Origin of the sequence: Pseudomonas sp. SH10-3B (genome assembly GCF_019891415.1) — a bacterium.
Taxonomy (GTDB): Bacteria; Pseudomonadota; Gammaproteobacteria; order Pseudomonadales; family Pseudomonadaceae; genus Aquipseudomonas.
On sequence record NZ_JAFLXD010000040.1, the window covers coordinates 37,968 to 58,373 of the forward strand.

Consider the following 20,406-nt stretch of genomic DNA (forward strand, 5'->3'; position numbering starts at 1 on the left):
TACCCCCGACTCAGCGATTACGCCGATCAATAAAACTTAAGGCCTGGTACAGCGCCTGCATCCGCGGCAACTCGCAACCGGCGGCCTTGGCGGCTGCCAATGGTCGAGCATAGATGGCCGCCAGCTCCAGCGGTCGTTTATGCAGGTGGTCGTGGTACATGCTCGGCAAGTAGTCATCCATGGTCTCGGTCATGGAAAACATCTGCTCAGCGTAACTCTTGGGGATTTCATGGCCACAGGCATGGGCGCCCTGTACCACCTCGGCCATCAATGCCTGGATCAGCTCTCGGCTGGATTCGTCCGCCATCATTGCCGTGGTGCCCGTTCCCAACAATACAGAAAGGCCGTTGTACGGCACGTTCCACACCAGCTTGTGCCAGCGCGCCTGATGCACATTGGCCATGGCCTGGGACTCGATCCCGGCCTTATGAAACAACGCGGCGCCGGCTTCGACAATCGCTTTCTGACGAGCCTCATCGTTGGCAGCCGAACCGCTGTGATAGCCCAGGTTGACCCGACCCAGGGCTTGATGTTCAACCACACCCGGACCGGAGCGGTGCACGCCGATGTAGCACAGCCCGCCGAGAAGATGCAGCGACGCCGGCAGGTGTTCGCGCAGACTGTCCTCGACATCCAGGCCGTTTTGCAGCAACACCACTTTGGCGTCAGGCGCCGCGACCTGGGCAAGGGTCGGCGCCAGTTCCACATTGCCGGTGGATTTGGTCCCCACCAGCAGCCAATCGCACGGCGGCATATCGGCGGCACGGGCGTAGGCCTGCACCGGATGCAGGTGCAGGTTGCCATGCAGATTGCTATTGACGCGCAGTCCACGCTCGCTGACCGCCGCGTATTCACTGCGCAGCAGGAAGTGCACATCGAAGCCAGCACGTGCCAGCATCAGGCCGTAGAACCCCCCGATGGCGCCGGTGCCGATAATGCCAATACGTGGCGACTGGGGTGCAAGTGCGGTCATGGCAAATCCTCCGGGGTGCGGGTAAGTGCTGTTTTTACTGCTTCGCAGGTGTCAGCTGGCGTAAGGCGTGTCTGTATCTGTCCGAGGAATTGACCCTCGCACACCACAAACAACGCCGGCAAATGAAAGATCTGGTAGCGTTCGACCGCACCGCCGTTGTGCCCGGCATCCACCCAACACACGCGGTCCACAGGCAAACGCCAGCCCGGCAACTGCTGGCGCGCCCAACGGCAACTGGAACAACCGACGCTGGTGAACACCACCAGCGAAATACCTGGCAATCCCAGCAATTGCTGGTCAATATCCAGGTCGGTCAATTCCAGTTCCTTCACTATACTGCTGCTGCCGCCGTCAACTGGACGGTGCTCGGAGTCCGTGTACATGGGTCGTTTTTTACCTCACCCTGATGATGTCGCTGTCGAGTTAATCCAACGCCCCTCTCCCGCCATACCCCGCCAACGCCTGCTCACTGTCGGCCTGGGCGGCATCGCCTGCAATTGGCCCCGTGCCTGGCGTCAGGGCACGGCTGTTGATCTGCTCATTCCCTCCCTGGGCGCCACCGCTCGCTACCCAGGCTACGTGGCCTGGTGTCGCAAGGTGGAAAACGGCTACCGCGTAGGCATCTCGTTTACCGATGAACACGCGTTGTTCGGCGCGCGCATGGGCGAGCAAGCATGCAGGATAGAGCGCTATTGCCGCCAGCACGAAGATGCCGAGCCGACGCCCCAGCAGGTCGAAGCCCTGGCGCGGGAATGGGTGCTGCGCCATGCCGTCGAGTTCTCCCATGAGGCGGTTGTGCAGGCTGTGCGGGATTAAAGCGGGCTTTGCCCATTGTCGCGGGCCCGTATTACGCGCTAAGGTTCCTCCCCCCTGCATTCAAATCATGCTGTGCCCGCCGCACGGGGATGGCTGGCGGCCGGCACCCGTGACCCTGGCGAGTAACACGATGGCTGATTTACCGATCAATGACCTAAACGTCGAATCCAACGAGACCCTGATCACACCCGATCAGCTCAAGCGCGAAATCCCCTTGAGCGACGCTGCCCTGCAGACCGTCACCAAGGGCCGCGAAGTCATCCGTGACATTCTCGACGGCACCGACCATCGCCTCTTTGTGGTGATCGGCCCCTGCTCGATCCACGACCTCAAGGCTGCCCACGAATATGCTGAGCGCCTCAAGGTGCTGGCAGCGGAAGTGTCCGACACCTTGTACCTGGTGATGCGCGTCTATTTCGAGAAACCGCGTACCACCGTCGGCTGGAAAGGCTTGATCAACGACCCGTACCTGGACGACTCGTTCAAGATCCAGGACGGTTTGCACATCGGTCGTAAATTGCTGCTGGACCTGGCCGAAATGGGCCTGCCCACCGCCACCGAAGCGCTGGACCCGATCTCCCCGCAGTACCTGCAGGACCTGATCAGCTGGTCGGCCATCGGTGCACGTACCACCGAATCCCAGACTCACCGCGAAATGGCGTCCGGCCTGTCCTCGGCCGTAGGCTTCAAGAACGGCACCGACGGCGGCCTGACCGTGGCGATCAACGCGCTGCAATCGGTTTCCAGTCCTCACCGTTTCCTGGGTATCAACCAGGAAGGCGGTGTCTCCATTGTCACAACCAAAGGCAATGCCTACGGTCACGTGGTGCTGCGCGGCGGCAACGGCAAGCCCAACTATGACTCGGTCAGCGTTGCGCTGTGCGAGCAGGCGCTGAACAAGGCCAAGATCAAGCCGAACATCATGGTCGACTGCAGCCACGCCAACTCCAACAAAGACCCGGCCCTGCAGCCACTGGTGATGGAAAACGTTGCCAACCAGATCCTCGAAGGCAATCAGTCGATCATCGGCCTGATGGTCGAGAGCCACCTGAACTGGGGTTGCCAGGCGATTCCGAAGGACCTGGCCGACTTGCAGTACGGCGTGTCGATCACCGATGCCTGCATCGACTGGTCTGCCACCGAGAACACCCTGCGCAGCATGCACGCCAAGCTCAAGGACGTATTGCCGAAACGCAAACGCACCTGAACCTGTATCTGAAGGGTGCGCACACAAAAACGCCGGGCTGAGCCCGGCGTTTTTCATGCTGCATTTTATGCTTCAAAGCTTCGCGGCATGGCGCTGGTGGCGCTCCATGTAGCGTTCGACATAGGAGCACGACGGGATCACCGTGTAGCCTTGCTCTTCGGCGAACTTCAACGCTTCCTCGGTCAACGCGGCTGCAATGCCACGGCCGCGCAGTGCGTTGGGCACGAAGGTCCGATAGATGTCCAGGGTCTGCTTCCCGAGGTCCATATAGGTCAGATAGGCACGATGACCGTCCACATTGGTCTCGAACTGATGACCAGCCTGGTCATGGTGGATGGACAACGCCTCGCTCATCACTACTCCTCGCGGGTCTTGGATTCTGACCCCTACCTTACCGATGTTTTTCCGGCGAAGGAACATCTACGCCACCCCGTGCCGGTTTCGACAACGAGAAAACCTCTAGCGCTCACAACCAGCACGTAGGGAATAGTAGGCACCAATCCTGTCGTTGCTCAAGACGTACCCGTCATCCCAGCCGCTGGTGGATATAGAAAGGGCCTCGATCAACCGGTGACCGAAAGCCTGAACATTGCCGGCAGTTGAACCTTAAGACGAACAGGCGCTCTTAAAGTCACCTCTACATGCGTAAAAGATACTCTGGCAAGCAACGTCAAACGTAACCAAAGTGTCGGCGCAGATATATAAATTTTCATCTGATTGCCAGGCTCGGCACATGCGGGCCGGTGCTTTCAGCCTGGATCCAATCTTCATCAGAATGAAAAAATTTGGACGGTTTTTATACAAACCTCCAAAAGATTAGCCAAAATAGATTCGGTGCGAGAATTTTTTTTGCTTCTTGCGCTACGTCAGTTTACTTACTACAAGTAATGGGTAGTATGTACGCCGGCTATTAGCTCACTCTGAGAAAGTAGCCATTTAATAGAAAGTCCTTGAAGGGGAACACGATGAACAACGTTCTGAAATTCTCTGCTCTGGCTCTGGCCGCAGTTCTGGCTACCGGTTGCAGCAGCGTCTCCAAAGAAACCGAAGCTCGTCTGACTGCAACTGAAGACGCAGCAGCTCGCTCCCAGGCCCGTGCAGACGAAGCCTACCGTAAAGCTGATGAAGCTCTGGCTGCTGCTCAAAAAGCACAACAGACTGCTGACGAAGCTAACGAGCGCGCTCTGCGTATGCTTGAAAAAGCTAGCCGCAAGTAATAATCCCTCGGGATTGTTATCAAGCCGATCCATTCTTGGATCGGCTTTTTTATTGCCTGCGATTCGGCTCTCGATTGCAGGCAATAAAAAGCCCGCCGCAGCGCAAGGCCGTGGCGGGCTCATTAGCGGACCAGACGTTTACTGCTGCAGATCAATCGGCGCGCTGGAGGCAATCGGTGCAGCACCCGGCACACCGATCTCGGTCGGCAGGCCATCTTCGGCCGCGACCACATCACGCACCTGATCCCAGTTCACCCGCAGGTGATTGGCCAGGTCTTCACGCTTGAGCAAGGCGTTGATCACGGCCGTGTGCTTGTCGACCACCGAGGGTGTGCCGTCGTCGTTCAAGGGCGTATGCGCTTCGAGATACACCTTGCCGCCGCTGCTGCCGAACTTGTAGGCATCGTTGATAATGCGCACCGACGTCCCCACCGGGACCATCCCGGCCATTTCCAGCACGTTGTTGTTGAACATGCGGAAGCAGCCGTGGCTGGTCCGCGTGCCGATGCCGAATTTCATGTTGGAACCATGGATCAGGTAACCCGGCGTCCCCAGGGTGAACTTGAACGGACCCAAGGGGTTATCCGGACCGGCCGGCACCACGTTGGGCAGCGGGTCGCCGTTGGCGGCGTGCTCGGCCTTGATCGAGGCCGGCGGAGTCCAGGTCGGATTCGGTGTTTTGGCGATAATGCTGGTGTGGGCGATAGGTGAACCCCAGCCCTCACGACCGATTCCCAGCGGAAAGGTGTAGACCACGTCCTGGCCCTTGGGGAAATAGTAGAGCCGGTATTCCGCCAGGTTGATCACGATGCCTTCCCGTGGACCAGGTGGCAGGATGAAACGTGTCGGCAGCACAATCTCGGTCCCCGCCCCCGGCAACCAGGCGTCGACACCCGGGTTGGCCGCGACCATTTCCGAATAACCCAGGTCGTAGGTAGTGCCCAGATCGGCAAAGGTATCTTCGTACTTGGCCTTGATCACCTGGACCTGACCGACGATATCTTCACCCGGTGGTGGCAAGGGCAGCTGCAAGGCTGACGCAGAGCCGGCCGCACAAAGGGCAGCGAGAGACAGGCAGCAGGTGATGACGGAAAGGCGCGACAACATCCGGAAAATCCTTCGCAGAACGACGGGTAGGTAAAAATCGATTGTATACGTGAAGCGCGCTTCTAGCTGCCCCTACAACTCGAAACGTAACTCAGGCCAGATCGGCGGCGTGCCACGCTTCTGCGACTCCAGAATAGCGCGGCACAATGGGCACAGGCGCTGGTCCTGGAAAATCGAACGATCCACCTGCGACCAGCGCGGTTGCGCCGGCAATAGTGTGCCGCACAGCGTGCGATCAATGGAGCCGCCCAGTTCCAACTGGCGCGTCACCAGATGCACCCGCACTTCCTGGCAGGCGAACAGATCCAGCTGCTCATCCGGCTCGATCAGTTGGTAGTTAAACAGGGACCAGGCAGGACGCGACATCGGGGGCTCCAGATCGGGGGGGCGCCACCTTAGCCGAAAGCCTGCCGGTAGAAAAGCGTCATAGCAGCGGTTTTAGCGTCGGCCAGACATTTTCCAGCAATTTGCCCTGGGCGCCGACAGCCGGGTGAAGTTGATCCGCCTGCATCAGCTCCGGATGACCACCCACTCCTTCAAGGAAAAACGGTACCAGCGGGATGTTTTTTTCCTTGGCCAGCGTGCCAAAGACTTCGGCGAATGCCGTGGTGTATCGCGGGCCATAATTGGGCGGCAACTGCATCCCCAACAACAGCACCTTGGCACCGCCGGCCTTGGACTGATCAATCATCGACGCAAGATTTTGTTTCAATTGCGCCGGTGGCTGCCCACGCAAGCCGTCGTTACCGCCCAACTCGATCACCACCACGTCCGGCTTATGCTCTGCAAGCGCCGCAGGCAGCCGCGCAAGGCCTCCGGCACTGGTGTCACCACTAATGGAGGCGTTGACCACTTTATCGTCGAAACCCTCCTTCTTGAGCCGTTGCTCCAGCAGTGCCACCCACCCTTTGCGGGTATCCAGGCCGAAACCAGCACTGATACTATCGCCAACGATCAGGACTGTACCCGCCGCTGCGTTCTGGGCCATGCACATCAAGGCCAGGCCAGCACTCAAAAACCACATTCGCATCGGATTCTCCATGGGCGCAAGCATTCTCACCGCGCGGAACCTCAGCAAAGTGGTTCCCAGCGCGGAAGGTGAACTGACTATCCTGCACGAACTGAGCCTGGAACTGAACAAGGGCGATAGCCTCGCTATCGTCGGCAGCTCCGGTTCCGGTAAATCCACCCTCCTCGGCCTGCTGGCTGGCCTCGACCTGCCCAGCAGCGGTGAAGTCACGCTCGCTGGCCAGGCGCTCAGCACCCTCGACGAAGACCAGCGCGCCCGCATCCGTGCCGAACACGTGGGCTTTGTGTTCCAGTCGTTCCAACTGCTCGACAGCCTCAATGCGCTGGAAAACGTCATGCTGCCGCTGGAGCTGGATGGCCGCAAAGACGCCCGCGAACGCGCCAAGCACCTGCTGGAACGCGTGGGCCTCGGCCAACGCCTGACCCACTCACCGCGCCAGCTTTCCGGGGGCGAGCAGCAACGGGTGGCGATTGCCCGCGCCTTTGCCGCCGAACCGGACGTGCTGTTTGCCGATGAACCCACCGGCAACCTCGACAGCCACACCGGCGAGCGCATCAGCGATCTGCTGTTCGAGCTCAATAAAGAAAGCGGCACGACCCTGGTGCTGGTCACCCATGACGAGCGCCTGGCTCATCGTTGCCGACGCCTGATCCGCCTTGAAGCCGGCCTGATGGTCGCCCCCCTGGAGCCTTGATGGCACGCTTGCCGCTGTTGCGCCTGTTCAGCCTTGCCATGCGCCAATTACTGCGCGACGCCCGCGCCGGCGAGTTGCGTGTGTTGTTCTTCGCCCTGCTGGTAGCCGTGGCCGCCAGTACGGCCATCGGTTATTTTGGCGCCCGCCTTAACGGCGCGATGTTGTTGCGCGCCACCGAATTCCTCGGCGCCGACCTGGTGCTCGAAGGCAGCTCACCGGCCCGCCCCGAACAAATTCGCTCCGGGACCGAACTGGGCCTGGATCACGCCCGCGTGGTTGAATTTTCCAGCGTCATTGCCACCGACAATGGTATCCAGCTCTCCAGCATCAAGGCGGTCAACGAGCAGTACCCGCTGCGAGGTGAGCTAAAGAGCGCAGGGGCGCCCTTTGGGGACGAAACCCCGGGTGGCGGGCCGAAACCCGGTGAAGCCTGGGTCGAGTCGCGCCTGCTGACGGCACTGGACCTGAAAGTCGGCGACAGTATCGATGTGGGCATGAAGACCCTGCGCCTGGCACGCATACTGACCTACGAACCGGATCGCGCCGGCAACTTCTACAGCCTGACGCCCAGGGTGATGATCAACCTGGCAGACCTGGACGCCACCGGCGTGGTCCAGCCAGGCAGTCGTGTCAGCTACCGCGAGTTGTGGCGTGGGCCGCAGGCCAGCACCGCGCTGCAAACCTACCGTGACCTGATCAAGCCGGGGCTCGCCGCCAACCAGCGTCTTCAGGATTCACGGGACGGCAACCAGCAGATTGGCGGCGCCCTTGGCAAAGCCGAACGCTACCTGAACATGGCCAGCCTGGTGGCCGTGCTGTTGGCCGGTGTGGCCGTGGCCCTGTCGGCCAACCGTTTTGCCACCCGCCGTTTCGACGCCAGTGCGTTGCTACGTTGCCTTGGGTTGTCGCGACGCGAGGCCATGTTGCTGTTCAGCCTGCAATTGAGTGTACTGGGGTTGCTGGCGAGCCTGGCCGGTGCGCTGCTCGGCTGGCTGGCACAGTTTGGCTTGTTCTATTTCCTGCACGACCTGCTGCCGGCGGACGTTCCGCCAGGCGGACTGTTGCCGGCCATTGCCGGGATCGGCACCGGACTGGTCGCTCTCGCGGGTTTCGCCCTGCCACCCTTGGCCGCACTTGGTCGCGTACCACCGCTGCGAGTGTTGAGGCGCGACCTGCTGCCCATCCCGTCCAGCACCTGGATGGTCTACGGCGCTGCGCTGTTCGCCCTGGGCCTGATCATGTGGCGCCTGAGCCTCGACCTTGTGCTGACCTTCGCCCTGCTGGGCGGCGGCGTGGTCGCCGCGCTGGTGCTGGGTGGCTTGCTCCTGCTGCTGTTGCAGAGCCTACGACGCCTGCTGGCCCGCGCGTCCCTGCCCTGGCGCCTGGGCCTGGGCCAATTGCTGCGCCACCCGCTGGCGGCGGCGGGCCAGTCCCTGGCGTTCGGCTTGATCCTGTTGTCCATGGGCTTGATCGCACTGCTGCGTGGCGAGTTGCTGGACACCTGGCAAAACCAATTGCCCAAGGACGCACCTAACTATTTCGCCCTGAATATCCTGCCAGCCGATAAGGACGCCTTTAGTGCCCGACTGCTGGAAGTGCAGGCACAATCAGCGCCGCTGTACCCGGTCGTGCCAGGACGGTTGATCAGTATCAATGGCGAGCCGGTACAGGAAATCGTCAGCAAGGACTCCAGCGGTGACCGCGCGGTACAGCGCGACTTGAGCCTGACCTGGGCCGCCGACCTGCCGCCGGGCAATACCCTGACCGAAGGCTCATGGTGGTCGCAACAACCCACCGATGGAATTCCCGGAGTCTCGGTGGAAGCCAAGGTCGCGCAAAGCCTCAAGCTCAAGCTGAACGATCATCTGGTGTTCACCATTGCCGGGGAAAATCGTGAGGCGCGGGTTGCCAGCCTGCGAACCATCAACTGGGATAACTTCCAGCCGAACTTCTTCATGATTTTCCAACCGGGTACCTTGACGGACCTGCCGGCCACCTACCTGACCAGCTTCTACCTCGCACCTGGGCATGATCAGCAGATCGTTGATCTGTCCCGCGCCTTTCCGGCGGTGACCATCCTGCAGGTCGAGGCCCTGCTGGAGCAGCTGCGCAGCATCCTCGCCCAAGTGACCCTGGCAGTGGAGTACGTGTTGTTGTTTGTACTGGCTGCAGGGATGGCCGTGCTGTTCTCCGGCCTACAAGCCACGTTGGATGAGCGCATTCGCCAAGGCGCACTGCTGCGAGCACTGGGCGCAGAGCGCAAGTTGCTGGTCAAGGCGCGGCGTATCGAGTTTGGCTTGCTGGGCGCAGTCAGTGGCTTGCTGGCGGCATTGGGTACCGAGTTGGTGACGTGGGTGCTGTACCGCTACGCCTTCGACCTGGCCTGGCACCCGCACCCCTGGCTATTGATGCTGCCTGTGATCGGCGCTGCATTGATCGGCGGTGCCGGGGTGTTCGGCACACGCCGTGCGCTGAATGCGAGCCCGCTGACGGTATTGCGCGAGGGCTGAGCGGCCAATGACCCGCCTCCCTTGCCGGGGGCGGGTAGCGGCGCTTACTTCACGTACTCAATAGCGGTGATCCACCAACACACCTCGCCTCCCGGGGTCTGCACAATGGCCTCATCGTCGACTTCCTTGCGCAGCAGTGCACGGGCCATCGGTGAGTCGATGGAGATATAGTCCATCCGATCATAAATCTCGTCATAGCCGACGATGCGAAAACGCTTGGTCTCGCCTTGCTCGTTTTCAATATCGACCCATGCGCCGAAAAATACCTTCCCCTCCTGCTCGGGCATGTACTCCACCACACGCATGTCTTCCAGACGCTTGCGCAAGTAACGCACCCGCCGGTCGATTTCGCGCAGCAGCTTCTTGTTGTACTGGTAGTCGGCGTTCTCGCTGCGATCCCCCAAGGAGGCCGCCCACGTCACCTTGCGCGTGGTATCCGGACGCTTTTCGCGCCACAGGTAATCCAGCTCTTTCTTCAGCGCTTCATGACCTTCTTTGGTTATCAGCTTGGTACTCAAACGCATGCATCCCCAGGCAATGTCATAGGTACCGATAGGGCAGGAAATCACATCCTGGCGTCGGTTCGCTGGCATGGATGATAAATGAACCCGAGAAAGTAGCCAGGTCTGTCTAACCGTCCAAAGCCTGATCCAGTTCAAGCAGCACACCGCGCAAGCTCTGTCGCAAGCCTGAGACTTGCGCGGCCATCCCCCTTAGGGCTTCGGTCCGCTGACTGACTGCCAGCGACTGGTCATGAAGCTGAGCGGTGCGGTGCTCCAGATCCCGGTTCTTTTCATCCAACTGCGTTTGCTCCTGCTGCAATCGAGCCTGCCATTGATCAAGCGCCGCTTCCCGCTCCATGGCAGCGAGTTTCTGCTGGGTCAACTCCTGAGCGACACGAGCGAGGTTGGTCAGCGTACTGTCCACTTCGAACAGGGTGCTGTCGTCCATGGATGCCTGAGGCTTCGGCTGCGCCGGGGCGCTTGGCTCATTCAGCGCAACCGGAACCGCCCGCGCAATGGCCACAGGCGCTTCGACTGGCATCGGCCGGGGCTCCTCTACAACAGATTCATGCACGGGAAGTCGAGGAGGCTCGGGTGGATTAGCCTCCCTGGCAGACGAACTCATTTTCGACGAGAAACGAATGGACGGCACAATCAATGAAGCACTTTCGATTGCCGGCATCACCGGAGCAGACATTCCCAGGGTGATCACTTTCATCACCAGCGCCTTCTTGATGATCACCGAGTGATGTTCCTCGGGCCTCGCAGGCGGCAGCTTGCAGCCCTTCAAATCGATGAAGTGGTAGGAAACCTGAGTTTCGGTAACGCCGCCCGTCTTAGTGCCCGCCGCCGCCGAGGTGAGAATTTGCTTGAAGACATGCATCGCCACTTGCAGGTCTTCCTGGGACTCAACCCCCCCGAGAAAATACCGATCGAGTTTTTTGCGCAAGACTGCGACATAAACCCTGGAACTCGCCGGTTCAACCTCTTCATCCAGGCTATAAACCAGGAAGTTGGAAGCGATCTGACCAACAGCAAAGCCACAGAGCAATGCGCCGTTGACCGGAGCATCCTGACCATCGCGTTCAAGAACAAGAGTACGTAGAAGCATCATGATAATCGGGCCTTATTAAAATTCGAAAAGTCTCTATAACCTTCAGACAAACACTCAATATTTAAAGGTTTAAAACACGAAACAATTGTTTCAGCGATATACCTGGCACGCACGTAGGACTTTTCCTATTAACGCTGATCGGCGTTCCCAAAAACAGCTATTACTCGTACCCTTTTTAACCTCACCCCCTACACCACATAAAACTAAATGATCGAAGTAATCAACCTGACAAAACACTTGGATAAGAAAAAAATAATCAGTGATTTTTCATTTAGTGCAAACAAAAAGGAATGCCTGGGGCTATTCGGAGAAAATCCTACAGTTAAAACAGCACTTCTCGATGTAATAGCGGGCTCGACCGTTCCTTCCGAGGGGCTTATCAAGATTCAGGGTATCAACACTAGAACCCACCCACTTAAAGCAAAAAAACTCATCGGCTACCAACTTCAGAGCGGTGTCAGTCATCCGACGATGTTGGTTAAAGAGTTCCTCGCCTACATCGCAACCATTCGCGGACTCTGCGGCACGGCAATACGCACTCAGGTGGAACAGGCCACCACACGCCTGGAACTGCTGCCAGTCCTCAACACTCCCCTCGACGCGCTCTCCATCGGCTTGAAGCGCAAAGTCGCCATCGCCCAGGCCATTTTGCATACCCCGGCCTTGCTATTACTGGATGAACCGACCGAGGGGCTCGCACCTGATCAAAAACAAAAGCTCAGGACGCTCATCCAGTCGCTGACACAAGAAATGACCGTGATCGTGGCTTCCCGCCACTGCGATGAATTGTCCGAACTCTGTACGCGCGCACTGGTTATCGCAGGCGATCGCCTGGTGGCAGATACCCCAATGGCTGATCTACAACGCGACTCCCGACACTTCCAGGCAGTCACCCTCCGTGCCGATGCCCCCTTGGATCTGCTGGCTCTCGCCGTGCTGCCTGGGGTGGCGGGCATTGAAGAGCATCTGCATGCACCCGGTACGGTGACCGTTCTGGCCATGCCGGGGCACACCATCTACCCCCACATCAATACGCTCATTGCCAATCGTCGCTGGAAAATCAACTCGTTGAACGTGGAGCCCGGTCGGTTGAGCGACGTAGTTCACTATCTGAGCCGAGAGGCCCCCCTTTGAAACTGCTGCCCGTCATTTTCAAGCGTCAGCTCAACCACTATGCCCGTACGCCCGGCACCTACCTGAGCATTGCGATTTTTTCAGTACTGTCTGTGGCATTGGGGTTGCACATGAGTCCTTGGCCGGAAGAAGACAGCAGCAACATGCAGATTTTCTTCCAGTTACATCCCTGGCTCTATTTGTTATTGATCTCTGTATTGGCGGCACAACTCTGGTCGGACGAGTCCAACGCCGGCTTTCTCGAACTGATGAAAACATTACCCATCACGACGTTTGAATGGGTTTTTGGCAAATTCTTAGCAGCCTGGGTCGTGGCGGGCATCGGCCTGTTGTTGACCTTCCCGCTGGTCATTACTGCGAACTACTTGGGTGGGGCGGAAAACGGCGTCATTGCCTCACAATTCATGTCGAGCTGGCTGCTGGCAGGCAGTTATTTATCTGTCGGCTTTTTTATTTTCACGTTGGTGCGTCAGCGTAATGCCCTTTTCATACTGACAGTGGGCTTGATGCTCATCATCAGCGGACTGTCTTACTTGCTCGACGCACTTGAGCATCAGGTTCCCCTCTGGGCAGTAGACAGCCTTGTGTCCCTCAGCCCTTTTTCGAGGTACAGCGCCATCGACAATGGAAAGTTCACGCTTCGTGACACGCTCTACTTCATTAGCATGATCTTAGCCTTTCTCGCCGCGACGACAGTTACTCTCAACTACAAATACAGCTGAGAAGGAAAGCCATCCATGCGACCTGCTCTGCGCACCGGTATGACACTCACTGTCATCTGGTTACTATTCCTGGCGTTCAATTTAGTTTGGGTAGGCAAACTTCCTGATATCCGATGGGACTTTTCACCAGAGAAAACCAATTCCCTATCTCCTCAAGTACGTCAGCTACTCGTGTCACTGCAACACCCTCTGGACTTGTATTACTTCAATGCCAACAACGATCCAAAACGAAGCTACGCCTTGAAACGCTATGGCAAACGCATCGAAGACCGGTTGCTGGAGTACGAAAAGGCCGCGAAGGGCATGATCAACCTGCACCTTGTCGATCCCTTACCTTTTTCAGAAGACGCCTACAAAGCCAGGCTTTTCGGTCTCGACGACCATGAGGGGTTCCTGGGTCTGGTCGGCACCCGAGCCGGCCACAGAGCACAACGCATCGAATCATTCAGCCTGGACCGGGAGACCTTGCTCGAATATGAAATCGGCCATCTGATCTATAAATTGCAGCGTCCGGAGCGCCCTGTTGTCGGACTGCTTTCGGGGCTGGCCATGGGAGAGTCTGCCAGCCGGTTGCTGAAGGAACTGCAGCGACATTTCAACCTGGTCGATCTGGGAGCGGCCACCCAGCGTGTTCCTGAACAGGTCAAAACGCTCATGGTCGTGCAACCTCAGGCGCTGCCTGAGCAATCACTGTATGAGATTGAACAATTTGTACTGAGGGGCGGTAGATTAATGGTATTTATCGACCCGGTAAGCGAGCAAAAATCGAACCTCACCTCCACCAAAGCCAAAACCAATACCTCCACCGACAGCAATACCCGACTGCCTGAGCTGCTTGCAGCGTGGGGTATACAGATGCCAACGGACAAGTTTCTGATCGACCACCGCTACGCGGCGTCGCAGGTACCAGAGCCTGGGAATCTCAAAGCGCCGTATCCGGGTAGGTTGAACCTGCCTCGGCAGGCAATGAGCACACACGATATCAGCACCTGGAAACTGAATACTGTGACGGTGTCGAGCAGCGGCGTGCTCATTCGCCGCCCAAAAGGTCGCACGACGTTCACCCCTCTTCTGCAAAGCTCTGGGCAATCCGAGTTGCTGGAAACCAACCAGTTGGTCTCAGCAACCGAGTTCGACTCCATGAGCAATGATGCCTCCAATCAAGCGCAAAGCCAGGTGATTGCAGCCCGTATAGAAGGGCCGGCCTATTCGATATTCCCCGACGGCGTTGAAGGGAAGCCAGCAGGTTTGCAAAACGAGGCGCAGATCCATGTGGTGGTGGTTGCCGACACTGATTTACTCACGGATCAAGTCAACAGCTCAGCGGCCGACAGCAACACGTTGTTTATCTTGAATACACTGGATAACTTGTCCGCCGACGACGCACTGACCAATATTCGCCCACGCGCGCCGGCGGACAGACCGCCGAATGTGCTGGACCGGATGCGCAATAGCGCCTTACAGGCCTACGGTCAGAAGGCGATTGAATTGGAAAAGCGCCTGCTGCGAACGGAGCAGGAATGGCAAATGTTGAGCCCGACAGCGGTCTCCCTTGGCTCCCAGGCAGTGGACACTTCGACCCAACTGGTGGCTCTCAACAAGGAACGCCTGCGCTTGCCAATGGAATTACATGCACTGAAGGCCGAGGCGTACGCGCAGGTAGATCGCCTGGAGTTCACTATAAAAATGGTCGTGACCTTGGCGATTCCGCTGATGCTATGCCTGGTTGCGTGGTTGGTTTTCCTGGGTAATCGCCGGCGTCGATTGCAAGCGGACGTCGTGCTCCACTGAGCGTTCAGCGCCGGGCAATCAATCCCTGCCTGGCAATGCGGGTCAATTGTCGAATGACTTCCTGCGCGTTATCAGCGCTGGGGGCCTGAATAACTGCCAGATCGAAGCTGTTATTCGCAAAACGAGCGAGAGAATCGCCGTCTTCAACAAACTGAATCAAGAATGCCGAGGGCCGCCCGCTGCGACGTGGCCAGCCGTCCAGATAACGCAGGAGCGTCGGCTGATGCTTGCCGCCAAGGAGGATTTTTGGATTGCGCTGAGTGAGGTCCGCAGTGATCGGAGCCAGGCGTATCAGGGGGCGTAGTGCATTCATTGTGTCGTGTCTCTGCCTCAAAAGTCTGCGGGCAGGTGAGAGGCAACACCGAACCAGCGCTTTAGCGGTATTTCGAAGTGACCTCCTCAGGGGAGATCAGGCTTCTGTCGGGTCGCATTGAGACCCCGTGGCGCCCCGCAATTAGCTGTTTAAATCGGCGCATGAGCAGCATCCTAGAGAAGCCGGAGGGCCCATGTCAAGAATCCTGAGCAACGAAAAGGCCCGCGCATGGCGGGCCTTTTCAGGGTTTTGCAGAGTCGTCAGTTGGCGATGGCGCGGTCAGCCGACAGCTTGCCAGCACCTTCCAGCAACACCGCCAGGGAGCCGCCCAGCAGGGCCAGTGCGAACTCATAACCGTTGTTGGCCATGAACAGGCCGTTATGGATATGCACCGAGAAGATCGCCACCAGCGACAGAATGGTCAGACCCAATGCAGCCGGGCGTACCAGCAAACCGATAATCAGCGCCAGGCCGGCAAAAAACTCGGTGCCACCCGACAGCAGCGCCATCAAGGTACCCGGCGCCAGGCCGATGCTTTCCATCCACTGGGCTGTACCCGCCAGGCCATAACCGCCAAACCAGCCGAATAGTTTTTGCGAACCATGGGCAGCGAAGATGATGCCGACCACAATGCGCAGGATGGTCAGGCCGTAGCCGGCACGGGTGGACAGTAGGCTTTTGATCATTGGGCTCATGGGGTGAATCCTTTTCGAAGTAGGGGTTGGTTGGCCGCTATATTAATCAGTTTAAACAATGATAAAAGCCGAAAAAATGCCTGATTAATATCGAAAAAATCGATTACTTCCGTGAGGCGATTTTCGGCGCTGGCGGTTCCAGGGACTCTCGCTCCCGATCGAACGCCAAGTAGTACTTGTTGACGCTATTAACATAGCTGACACCCCCCATTCCCACCTGCTCCATGGCAATGCGCTCCACCTGGAAGAACCATTGGTTGGGATTCAGGCCCCGGCGCTTGGCCTCGGTGCGCATGCCCTGCACCCGCTCCGGCCCCATATTGTACGCGGCCAATACGAAGGCCATGCGTTCGCGCTCATTGAGCTTGGGGCTGGCGAAGAATTTGCGACGGATCAACGCCAGGTAACGCGCGCCCGCCTGCACATTACTGTCGAGACTCTCGATGTTGTTGACGCCCACCCGCTGCGCCGCCGAGGGGGTGATCTGCATCAGGCCGGTAGGGCCACCGCTGCTGCGCGCACCCGGCTCGAAAGCCGACTCCTTGAACGCCAGCGCCGCGAGGTTCAGCCAGTCCATACCCTGCTCACGGGCGTGTTTTTGTAATACCGGGCGCAGTTTTTCCAGGCGCTGGCGGTCGGCTCGGGCCAGCGGGTTGCGCACCTGGTAGAGGCGTCGATAGATGCGCTGGAATGCCACGTCCTGGTCGGACGGCGTGCGATAGGTCTTGAGAAATCGATCAATACTGGCCCGCAGCATCGAGGCGTCCTGGCGCACAAACCAGTACTCGTCGCCCGGTTCGCTGATTGCCACCTGCTTGTCGAAGCGCAACTTGGGCAGGATCTTCGACCAGCGCTCAGCAATCGGTTTCTCGACAATAGTCAGATGAAAAATACCCGCCTGGACCATCTCCAGCACATCCTCCACCGCCAGGGTCGGGTCAACCCATTCCACCTTGACCGGCGGCTGTTTGTGCAAGGCCAGCTTCTGATTGACCTGGCTGATGGCATCCGCCGCCGCGCTGCCGGTGGTCAGCGCGAGGGTACGTCCGGACAGTTGCTCCAGCTTGGTAAACCGCCGCTCACCCTTCACCCCCACCAGCCATAACGGCACACCGCTGGCGATCGGATCGCTGGTGCTGATCTTGTGCGCGGCCTTCACATCCAGCAATTCACCGGGGGCCACCAGATCGCCCTCACCACGAGCCAGTGCGCCGAGCAGTTGGTCCTTGGCCTTAGGGATGATCTTGAGGTTGATTTCCTGGCCATCACGGGCGTGGCCATTGAGGTATTGCTCGAATGCACGCAGGCGATGGTATTCGACACCGATGGCCTGGCCCTGGACCTCGCCGGAACTGTTACGGCTCTGGTTGACCAATACACGCAGGGTGCGACTCGACCGAATCTCCGCCAGGTCGCGCACCTTACCGGGCTTGGTCACTTCCAGCGGCCCGTCCAGACGTGCGACCGCCGCCATGGGCAGCAGTAGCGTCAGGCACAACATAAGCAACGCCGAGGGTCGGATCATCCGCTCTCCGGAAAGAATACTGGCCAACGCCCTCGCGAAAAACGAAAGGTTGGGGGTCAGAAACAGAGCGCTTTATGCGCTGGCAAAGCGCGCAACGGTGGCACAGCGTCAGCTTCACGGCCAACCACGATGTCACTTGCGACGTTCAAAGACAGCTATAACTCATTGTAGTTCTTAGTTTTTCTTATAAATCTACAGCTCTGATATGCTTTCCGGCCGCAGGCGGAGATAGCACCATGCAACTCATTGATATCGGCGTCAACCTGACCAACCCCAGTTTCGACGAGAAGCACCAGGCCGTTCTCGACCGCGCCTATGCTGCCGGGGTGCAACAATTGGTGCTCACCGGCACCAGCGTCGACGGCAGCGAACAGGCCTTGGAGCTGTGCGTAAACCTCGATGACAGCGGCCAACGCCTGTTCAGCACAGCCGGCATCCACCCCCACTCCGCCAGCGATTGGAACGGCGATAGCGCCAAGCGTCTGCGCGGTTTACTCAACGAAAGCCGCATACGTGCGGTGGGCGAATGCGGCCTGGATTTCAATCGGGATTTCTCTCCGCGCCCGCAACAGGAAAAAGTCCTCGAAGAGCACTTGGCTCTGGCGGTTGAGCTGAAACTGCCGGTGTTTCTCCACGAGCGCGACGCCAACCAGCGCCTGCTGGAGATCCTTAAAGGCTACCGCGACCATCTCACCGCCGCCGTGGTGCATTGCTTCACCGGCGAACAGTCGGCCCTGTTCAGCTACCTCGACCTCGACTTGCACATCGGCATCACCGGCTGGATCTGTGATGAACGCCGTGGGACGCACCTGCACCCGTTGGTCAGGGAAATTCCCCGTGGTCGTCTGATGCTGGAGAGCGACGCGCCCTACTTGCTGCCACGCACCCTGCGCCCCAAGCCAAAAAACGGCCGCAACGAACCGGCCTACCTGACCGAAGTGCTGCGCGAAGTCGCGCTGCATCGCAACGAAACGGTAGAGGACCTGGCTCGACACAGCACCGCCTGTGCGCGCACGTTTTTTGGGCTGCCTGCGGTGGATTGATGCGGCGCATTGACCCATGTCAAAACCAGCTTCCTGAGTAGCGGCACAATAATGGCACCTTGCCAATGCTGTTTCCGCTATCAGAGAAGACCTTCCATGGGTGCCTGGCTTAGCAATATCTCGCTGAAATACAAATTCTGGGCCGTCAACGCGGTCGCCTTTATCACCACCCTGCTGCTGGTGCTGTACGCCGTGCATCTCGAGCAGCAATCGCGCAGCCATGCGTCCCAGGCCTCGGCACAAGCCCAAGCGCAATTGCTCGGTGCCTGGCCGGCCGACAAAGCCCTGCCCAAGAGCGAGCACTGGCTGACATTTGCCCGCGGCCAAGTCCCACAGCTTGCCGATAAGGATCTGTCAGCCCTGAGCACCACCACGGGTTGGGTCGAACTCAACCACATGCCGCTGTTTGGCGAAAACACACTGATGGGTGCTGAAGTGATCGCCCGCCCTGATGGGCAATACATTGCCGTGCTCGCCCACGCCCCCAGCCTGAGCCAGGTATTCAGCGAACGCTTCGCCAACTATGCCGTGGCGGTGCTGATCCTGATGCTGGCGATGCTCTGTGCGTCGCAACTGCTGATCCGCTTTCTGCTCAGCCAGCTCAACACCCTCAAGGACGTGATGCTGCATGTGGAAAAAACCGGCGACCTGTCGGCCCGTGTGCCATTGGCCTGCAAGGATGAAGTCGGCCAGATGGCCAGCGCCTTCAATGCCATGCAAGCGGGCTACCAGCGGGTGGTCAACACCGTGGCGCTCACCGCAAGACGACTCGACGAAGGCGCTGCTCGTTTGGCCAGCAGCATGAACGAGGTGCAGCACGGCATGCTTGGTCAGCAAAGCGAGACCGACCAGGCCGCCACCGCCATCAACGAAATGACCGCCACCGTCTACCACATCGCCCAACATGCCGGCGCCACCCGCGACTTGTCCCAGACCGCCGACACCCTCGCTGGCAGCGGTCAGGAAGTGGTCACCCGCGTACAACACTCAATCGCCGGCCTGTCTTCTGGCGTGCAACAGACCGCCGAAATGATCCAGAAACTGGCCGAGGACAGCCAGAAAATCAACAGTGTGGTCAGCGTCATCCACAGCATCGCCGAGCAGACCAACCTGCTCGCCCTCAACGCCGCTATCGAAGCCGCCCGTGCCGGGGAAATGGGCCGTGGGTTTGCCGTGGTCGCCGACGAAGTGCGCAACCTGGCCAAACGCGTGCAAAACTCCACCGACGAAATCACCCGCATGGTCGCCGCGTTGCAAGCCGGCACCCGCGACGCGGTGGACTTCATGCAGGAGAGCTCGTTCAAGGCCGACGACTGCGTACAACAAGCCCTGGAAGCCGGCACGGCACTCGCCGAAATCACCAGCGCCGTGGCGCAAATGCGTGAAAGTAACACCCAGATCGCCGTCGCCGCCGAACAGCAAAGCCATGTAGCCGAAGAAATGAACCGTGCGGTGGTGAGCATACGCGATGTGACCGAGAACACCGTGCAACAGACGGTGGATTCGGCGACCACCAGCAATGAGCTGGCGACGTTGGCTGGGGAGTTGAGCAAGGCGATTGGGCAACTGAAGCTGTAGGGCTTCTCCACCTGTAATCCGACTCCTACGATCGACTCCCCGTTTACCCGAAGTTTTGGCGAACCCTCCTAGCCGTCCTGGCGAATAGCGCCGACTTCTTTACCTGACGAACCTCTCCAGAGTCTCTCGCCTGATCATTCAGTGCGAGGGACCGCCGATGCACCTACCCGTTAATGCCCTGGTTGTCGGGGCTGCCTCTTGATTCCCGTCATTGCCAGCTTTGTCCTGGCCCCCATGGACGCCAAGGCGCCGGACGTTGAGCGCGTCTTTCGTGACTTGCGCGGTTGCCTGAATACCTTTGATGAGTGGGCCGAAAGCTTCTGGAGCGTTTCGGCGCTGGAGGTTGAGCAAGTATTCAAGGTGGGGGATGAGGTGGCGCTGGTGGCGCCGGTTTCTTCTAAAGCCCCCAGTAAAACGGTCGCTATGTGCAAAGC

General features: G+C 58.9%; 22 protein-coding genes. 11 read left to right on the top strand and 11 right to left on the bottom strand.

Features of this window, described 5'->3' with window-relative positions; all coding sequences use genetic code 11:
• Positions 1 to 10 precede the first annotated feature (10 nt).
• Positions 11 to 973 (bottom strand): putative 2-dehydropantoate 2-reductase, encoded by a 963-nt coding sequence (locus tag J1G35_RS24040; RefSeq protein ID WP_223016191.1) that lies wholly within the window; start codon positions 971 to 973, stop codon positions 11 to 13.
• Positions 970 to 1,356: a thioredoxin gene (locus J1G35_RS24045; RefSeq protein ID WP_053130696.1), complete on the bottom strand. Its 387-nt coding sequence runs from the start codon at positions 1,354 to 1,356 to the stop codon at positions 970 to 972. Before J1G35_RS24045 ends, J1G35_RS24040 begins: the two co-directional genes overlap by 4 nt.
• Between J1G35_RS24045 and J1G35_RS24050 the strand changes: the two genes are divergently transcribed.
• Together J1G35_RS24050 and J1G35_RS24055 are read left to right on the top strand one after the other, a co-directional pair.
• Positions 1,355 to 1,789, top strand: coding sequence for a PilZ domain-containing protein (locus tag J1G35_RS24050; protein WP_223016192.1), 435 nt, complete (start codon positions 1,355 to 1,357; stop codon positions 1,787 to 1,789). The two genes, J1G35_RS24045 and J1G35_RS24050, sit on opposite strands and share 2 nt — an antisense overlap.
• A gap of 130 nt (positions 1,790 to 1,919) precedes the next feature.
• On the top strand, positions 1,920 to 2,996 hold the full coding sequence (locus J1G35_RS24055) for a 3-deoxy-7-phosphoheptulonate synthase (protein WP_053130701.1): 1,077 nt from the start codon (positions 1,920 to 1,922) through the stop codon (positions 2,994 to 2,996).
• A gap of 72 nt (positions 2,997 to 3,068) precedes the next feature.
• On the opposite strand, the gene J1G35_RS24060 is transcribed toward J1G35_RS24055, so the two are convergent.
• Entirely contained in the window at positions 3,069 to 3,350 is a 282-nt protein-coding gene (locus J1G35_RS24060) for a GNAT family N-acetyltransferase (RefSeq protein WP_027606976.1), read from the bottom strand.
• Positions 3,351 to 3,961: 611 nt separating this feature from the next.
• Here J1G35_RS24060 and oprI point away from each other — a divergent pair.
• Positions 3,962 to 4,213, top strand: coding sequence for an outer membrane lipoprotei OprI (oprI, locus tag J1G35_RS24065; RefSeq protein WP_003172710.1), 252 nt, complete (start codon positions 3,962 to 3,964; stop codon positions 4,211 to 4,213).
• Between the two features lie 138 nt (positions 4,214 to 4,351).
• Here the strand turns inward: oprI and J1G35_RS24070 are convergent, their stop codons facing one another.
• From J1G35_RS24070 to J1G35_RS24080, 3 genes are all read right to left on the bottom strand, one after another.
• Positions 4,352 to 5,320 carry a L,D-transpeptidase family protein gene (locus J1G35_RS24070; protein ID WP_223016193.1) on the bottom strand — a complete coding sequence of 323 codons (969 nt, stop codon included), beginning with the start codon at positions 5,318 to 5,320 and terminating at the stop codon, positions 4,352 to 4,354.
• A gap of 72 nt (positions 5,321 to 5,392) precedes the next feature.
• Positions 5,393 to 5,686 (bottom strand): hypothetical protein, encoded by a 294-nt coding sequence (locus tag J1G35_RS24075; RefSeq protein WP_053130706.1) that lies wholly within the window; start codon positions 5,684 to 5,686, stop codon positions 5,393 to 5,395.
• A 58-nt stretch (positions 5,687 to 5,744) separates the two neighbouring features.
• Positions 5,745 to 6,350, bottom strand: coding sequence for an arylesterase (locus J1G35_RS24080; protein ID WP_053130709.1), 606 nt, complete (start codon positions 6,348 to 6,350; stop codon positions 5,745 to 5,747).
• 10 nt (positions 6,351 to 6,360) lie between these two features.
• On the opposite strand from J1G35_RS24080, the gene J1G35_RS24085 reads away from it, so the two are divergent.
• On the top strand, positions 6,361 to 7,044 hold the full coding sequence (locus J1G35_RS24085) for an ABC transporter ATP-binding protein (protein ID WP_016972350.1): 684 nt from the start codon (positions 6,361 to 6,363) through the stop codon (positions 7,042 to 7,044).
• Positions 7,044 to 9,554: an ABC transporter permease gene (locus tag J1G35_RS24090; protein WP_223016194.1), complete on the top strand. Its 2,511-nt coding sequence runs from the start codon at positions 7,044 to 7,046 to the stop codon at positions 9,552 to 9,554. Before J1G35_RS24085 ends, J1G35_RS24090 begins: the two co-directional genes overlap by 1 nt.
• Positions 9,555 to 9,598: 44 nt before the next feature.
• On the opposite strand, the gene greB is transcribed toward J1G35_RS24090, so the two are convergent.
• Together greB and J1G35_RS24100 are read right to left on the bottom strand one after the other, a co-directional pair.
• A complete protein-coding gene (gene greB, locus J1G35_RS24095; RefSeq protein ID WP_053130756.1) occupies positions 9,599 to 10,072 on the bottom strand; it encodes a transcription elongation factor GreB in 474 nt (157 codons plus the stop codon).
• Between the two features lie 112 nt (positions 10,073 to 10,184).
• On the bottom strand, positions 10,185 to 11,171 hold the full coding sequence (locus J1G35_RS24100) for a hypothetical protein (protein ID WP_053130715.1): 987 nt from the start codon (positions 11,169 to 11,171) through the stop codon (positions 10,185 to 10,187).
• Between the two features lie 207 nt (positions 11,172 to 11,378).
• Between J1G35_RS24100 and J1G35_RS24105 the strand changes: the two genes are divergently transcribed.
• From J1G35_RS24105 to J1G35_RS24115, 3 genes are read left to right on the top strand one after another with little or no spacing between them, the layout of a single operon-like run.
• Positions 11,379 to 12,305 carry an ABC transporter ATP-binding protein gene (locus J1G35_RS24105; protein ID WP_223016195.1) on the top strand — a complete coding sequence of 309 codons (927 nt, stop codon included), beginning with the start codon at positions 11,379 to 11,381 and terminating at the stop codon, positions 12,303 to 12,305.
• A complete protein-coding gene (locus J1G35_RS24110) occupies positions 12,302 to 13,027 on the top strand; it encodes a heme exporter protein CcmB (RefSeq protein WP_053130721.1) in 726 nt (241 codons plus the stop codon). The genes J1G35_RS24105 and J1G35_RS24110 overlap by 4 nt, the downstream gene beginning before the upstream one ends.
• Before the next feature lie 15 nt (positions 13,028 to 13,042).
• Positions 13,043 to 14,818 carry a Gldg family protein gene (locus tag J1G35_RS24115; RefSeq protein WP_223016196.1) on the top strand — a complete coding sequence of 592 codons (1,776 nt, stop codon included), beginning with the start codon at positions 13,043 to 13,045 and terminating at the stop codon, positions 14,816 to 14,818.
• A 4-nt stretch (positions 14,819 to 14,822) separates the two neighbouring features.
• On the opposite strand, the gene J1G35_RS24120 is transcribed toward J1G35_RS24115, so the two are convergent.
• From J1G35_RS24120 to J1G35_RS24130, 3 genes are all read right to left on the bottom strand, one after another.
• On the bottom strand, positions 14,823 to 15,131 hold the full coding sequence (locus J1G35_RS24120) for a class I SAM-dependent methyltransferase (protein WP_223016197.1): 309 nt from the start codon (positions 15,129 to 15,131) through the stop codon (positions 14,823 to 14,825).
• Between the two features lie 260 nt (positions 15,132 to 15,391).
• The gene (locus tag J1G35_RS24125) at positions 15,392 to 15,826 is read right to left on the bottom strand and encodes a DoxX family protein (protein WP_017529401.1); all 435 of its coding nucleotides are present in this window, start codon (positions 15,824 to 15,826) and stop codon (positions 15,392 to 15,394) included.
• A gap of 103 nt (positions 15,827 to 15,929) precedes the next feature.
• Entirely contained in the window at positions 15,930 to 17,351 is a 1,422-nt protein-coding gene (locus tag J1G35_RS24130) for a transglycosylase SLT domain-containing protein (protein ID WP_053130730.1), read from the bottom strand.
• A gap of 236 nt (positions 17,352 to 17,587) precedes the next feature.
• Here J1G35_RS24130 and J1G35_RS24135 point away from each other — a divergent pair, with 236 nt between their 5' ends.
• The 3 genes from J1G35_RS24135 to J1G35_RS24145 form a co-directional block, all read left to right on the top strand.
• On the top strand, positions 17,588 to 18,394 hold the full coding sequence (locus tag J1G35_RS24135) for a TatD family hydrolase (RefSeq protein ID WP_223016198.1): 807 nt from the start codon (positions 17,588 to 17,590) through the stop codon (positions 18,392 to 18,394).
• 96 nt (positions 18,395 to 18,490) lie between these two features.
• Complete coding sequence (locus tag J1G35_RS24140; RefSeq protein ID WP_223016199.1) at positions 18,491 to 19,972, top strand: methyl-accepting chemotaxis protein; 1,482 nt, start codon at positions 18,491 to 18,493, stop codon at positions 19,970 to 19,972.
• A gap of 198 nt (positions 19,973 to 20,170) precedes the next feature.
• The coding region (locus J1G35_RS24145; RefSeq protein WP_223016200.1) for a hypothetical protein at positions 20,171 to 20,406 on the top strand (236 nt) is incomplete at its 3' end.

What these genes read in the sequence shown, in the direction of transcription:
- J1G35_RS24045 (WP_053130696.1), bottom strand. Translation starts at nt 1,356, where the DNA reads ATGTACACGGACTCCGAGCACCGTCCAGTTGACGGCGGCAGCAGCAGT.
- J1G35_RS24120 (WP_223016197.1), bottom strand. Translation starts at nt 15,131, where the DNA reads ATGAATGCACTACGCCCCCTGATACGCCTGGCTCCGATCACTGCGGAC.
- J1G35_RS24140 (WP_223016199.1), top strand. Translation starts at nt 18,491, where the DNA reads ATGGGTGCCTGGCTTAGCAATATCTCGCTGAAATACAAATTCTGGGCC.
- J1G35_RS24105 (WP_223016195.1), top strand. Translation starts at nt 11,379, where the DNA reads ATGATCGAAGTAATCAACCTGACAAAACACTTGGATAAGAAAAAAATA.
- J1G35_RS24100 (WP_053130715.1), bottom strand. Translation starts at nt 11,171, where the DNA reads ATGATGCTTCTACGTACTCTTGTTCTTGAACGCGATGGTCAGGATGCT.
- J1G35_RS24125 (WP_017529401.1), bottom strand. Translation starts at nt 15,826, where the DNA reads ATGAGCCCAATGATCAAAAGCCTACTGTCCACCCGTGCCGGCTACGGC.
- J1G35_RS24075 (WP_053130706.1), bottom strand. Translation starts at nt 5,686, where the DNA reads ATGTCGCGTCCTGCCTGGTCCCTGTTTAACTACCAACTGATCGAGCCG.
- J1G35_RS24070 (WP_223016193.1), bottom strand. Translation starts at nt 5,320, where the DNA reads ATGTTGTCGCGCCTTTCCGTCATCACCTGCTGCCTGTCTCTCGCTGCC.
- J1G35_RS24090 (WP_223016194.1), top strand. Translation starts at nt 7,044, where the DNA reads ATGGCACGCTTGCCGCTGTTGCGCCTGTTCAGCCTTGCCATGCGCCAA.
- J1G35_RS24080 (WP_053130709.1), bottom strand. Translation starts at nt 6,350, where the DNA reads ATGCGAATGTGGTTTTTGAGTGCTGGCCTGGCCTTGATGTGCATGGCC.
- oprI (WP_003172710.1), top strand. Translation starts at nt 3,962, where the DNA reads ATGAACAACGTTCTGAAATTCTCTGCTCTGGCTCTGGCCGCAGTTCTG.
- J1G35_RS24115 (WP_223016196.1), top strand. Translation starts at nt 13,043, where the DNA reads ATGCGACCTGCTCTGCGCACCGGTATGACACTCACTGTCATCTGGTTA.
- J1G35_RS24135 (WP_223016198.1), top strand. Translation starts at nt 17,588, where the DNA reads ATGCAACTCATTGATATCGGCGTCAACCTGACCAACCCCAGTTTCGAC.
- J1G35_RS24060 (WP_027606976.1), bottom strand. Translation starts at nt 3,350, where the DNA reads ATGAGCGAGGCGTTGTCCATCCACCATGACCAGGCTGGTCATCAGTTC.
- J1G35_RS24040 (WP_223016191.1), bottom strand. Translation starts at nt 973, where the DNA reads ATGACCGCACTTGCACCCCAGTCGCCACGTATTGGCATTATCGGCACC.
- J1G35_RS24055 (WP_053130701.1), top strand. Translation starts at nt 1,920, where the DNA reads ATGGCTGATTTACCGATCAATGACCTAAACGTCGAATCCAACGAGACC.
- J1G35_RS24130 (WP_053130730.1), bottom strand. Translation starts at nt 17,351, where the DNA reads ATGATCCGACCCTCGGCGTTGCTTATGTTGTGCCTGACGCTACTGCTG.
- J1G35_RS24050 (WP_223016192.1), top strand. Translation starts at nt 1,355, where the DNA reads ATGGGTCGTTTTTTACCTCACCCTGATGATGTCGCTGTCGAGTTAATC.
- J1G35_RS24085 (WP_016972350.1), top strand. Translation starts at nt 6,361, where the DNA reads ATGGGCGCAAGCATTCTCACCGCGCGGAACCTCAGCAAAGTGGTTCCC.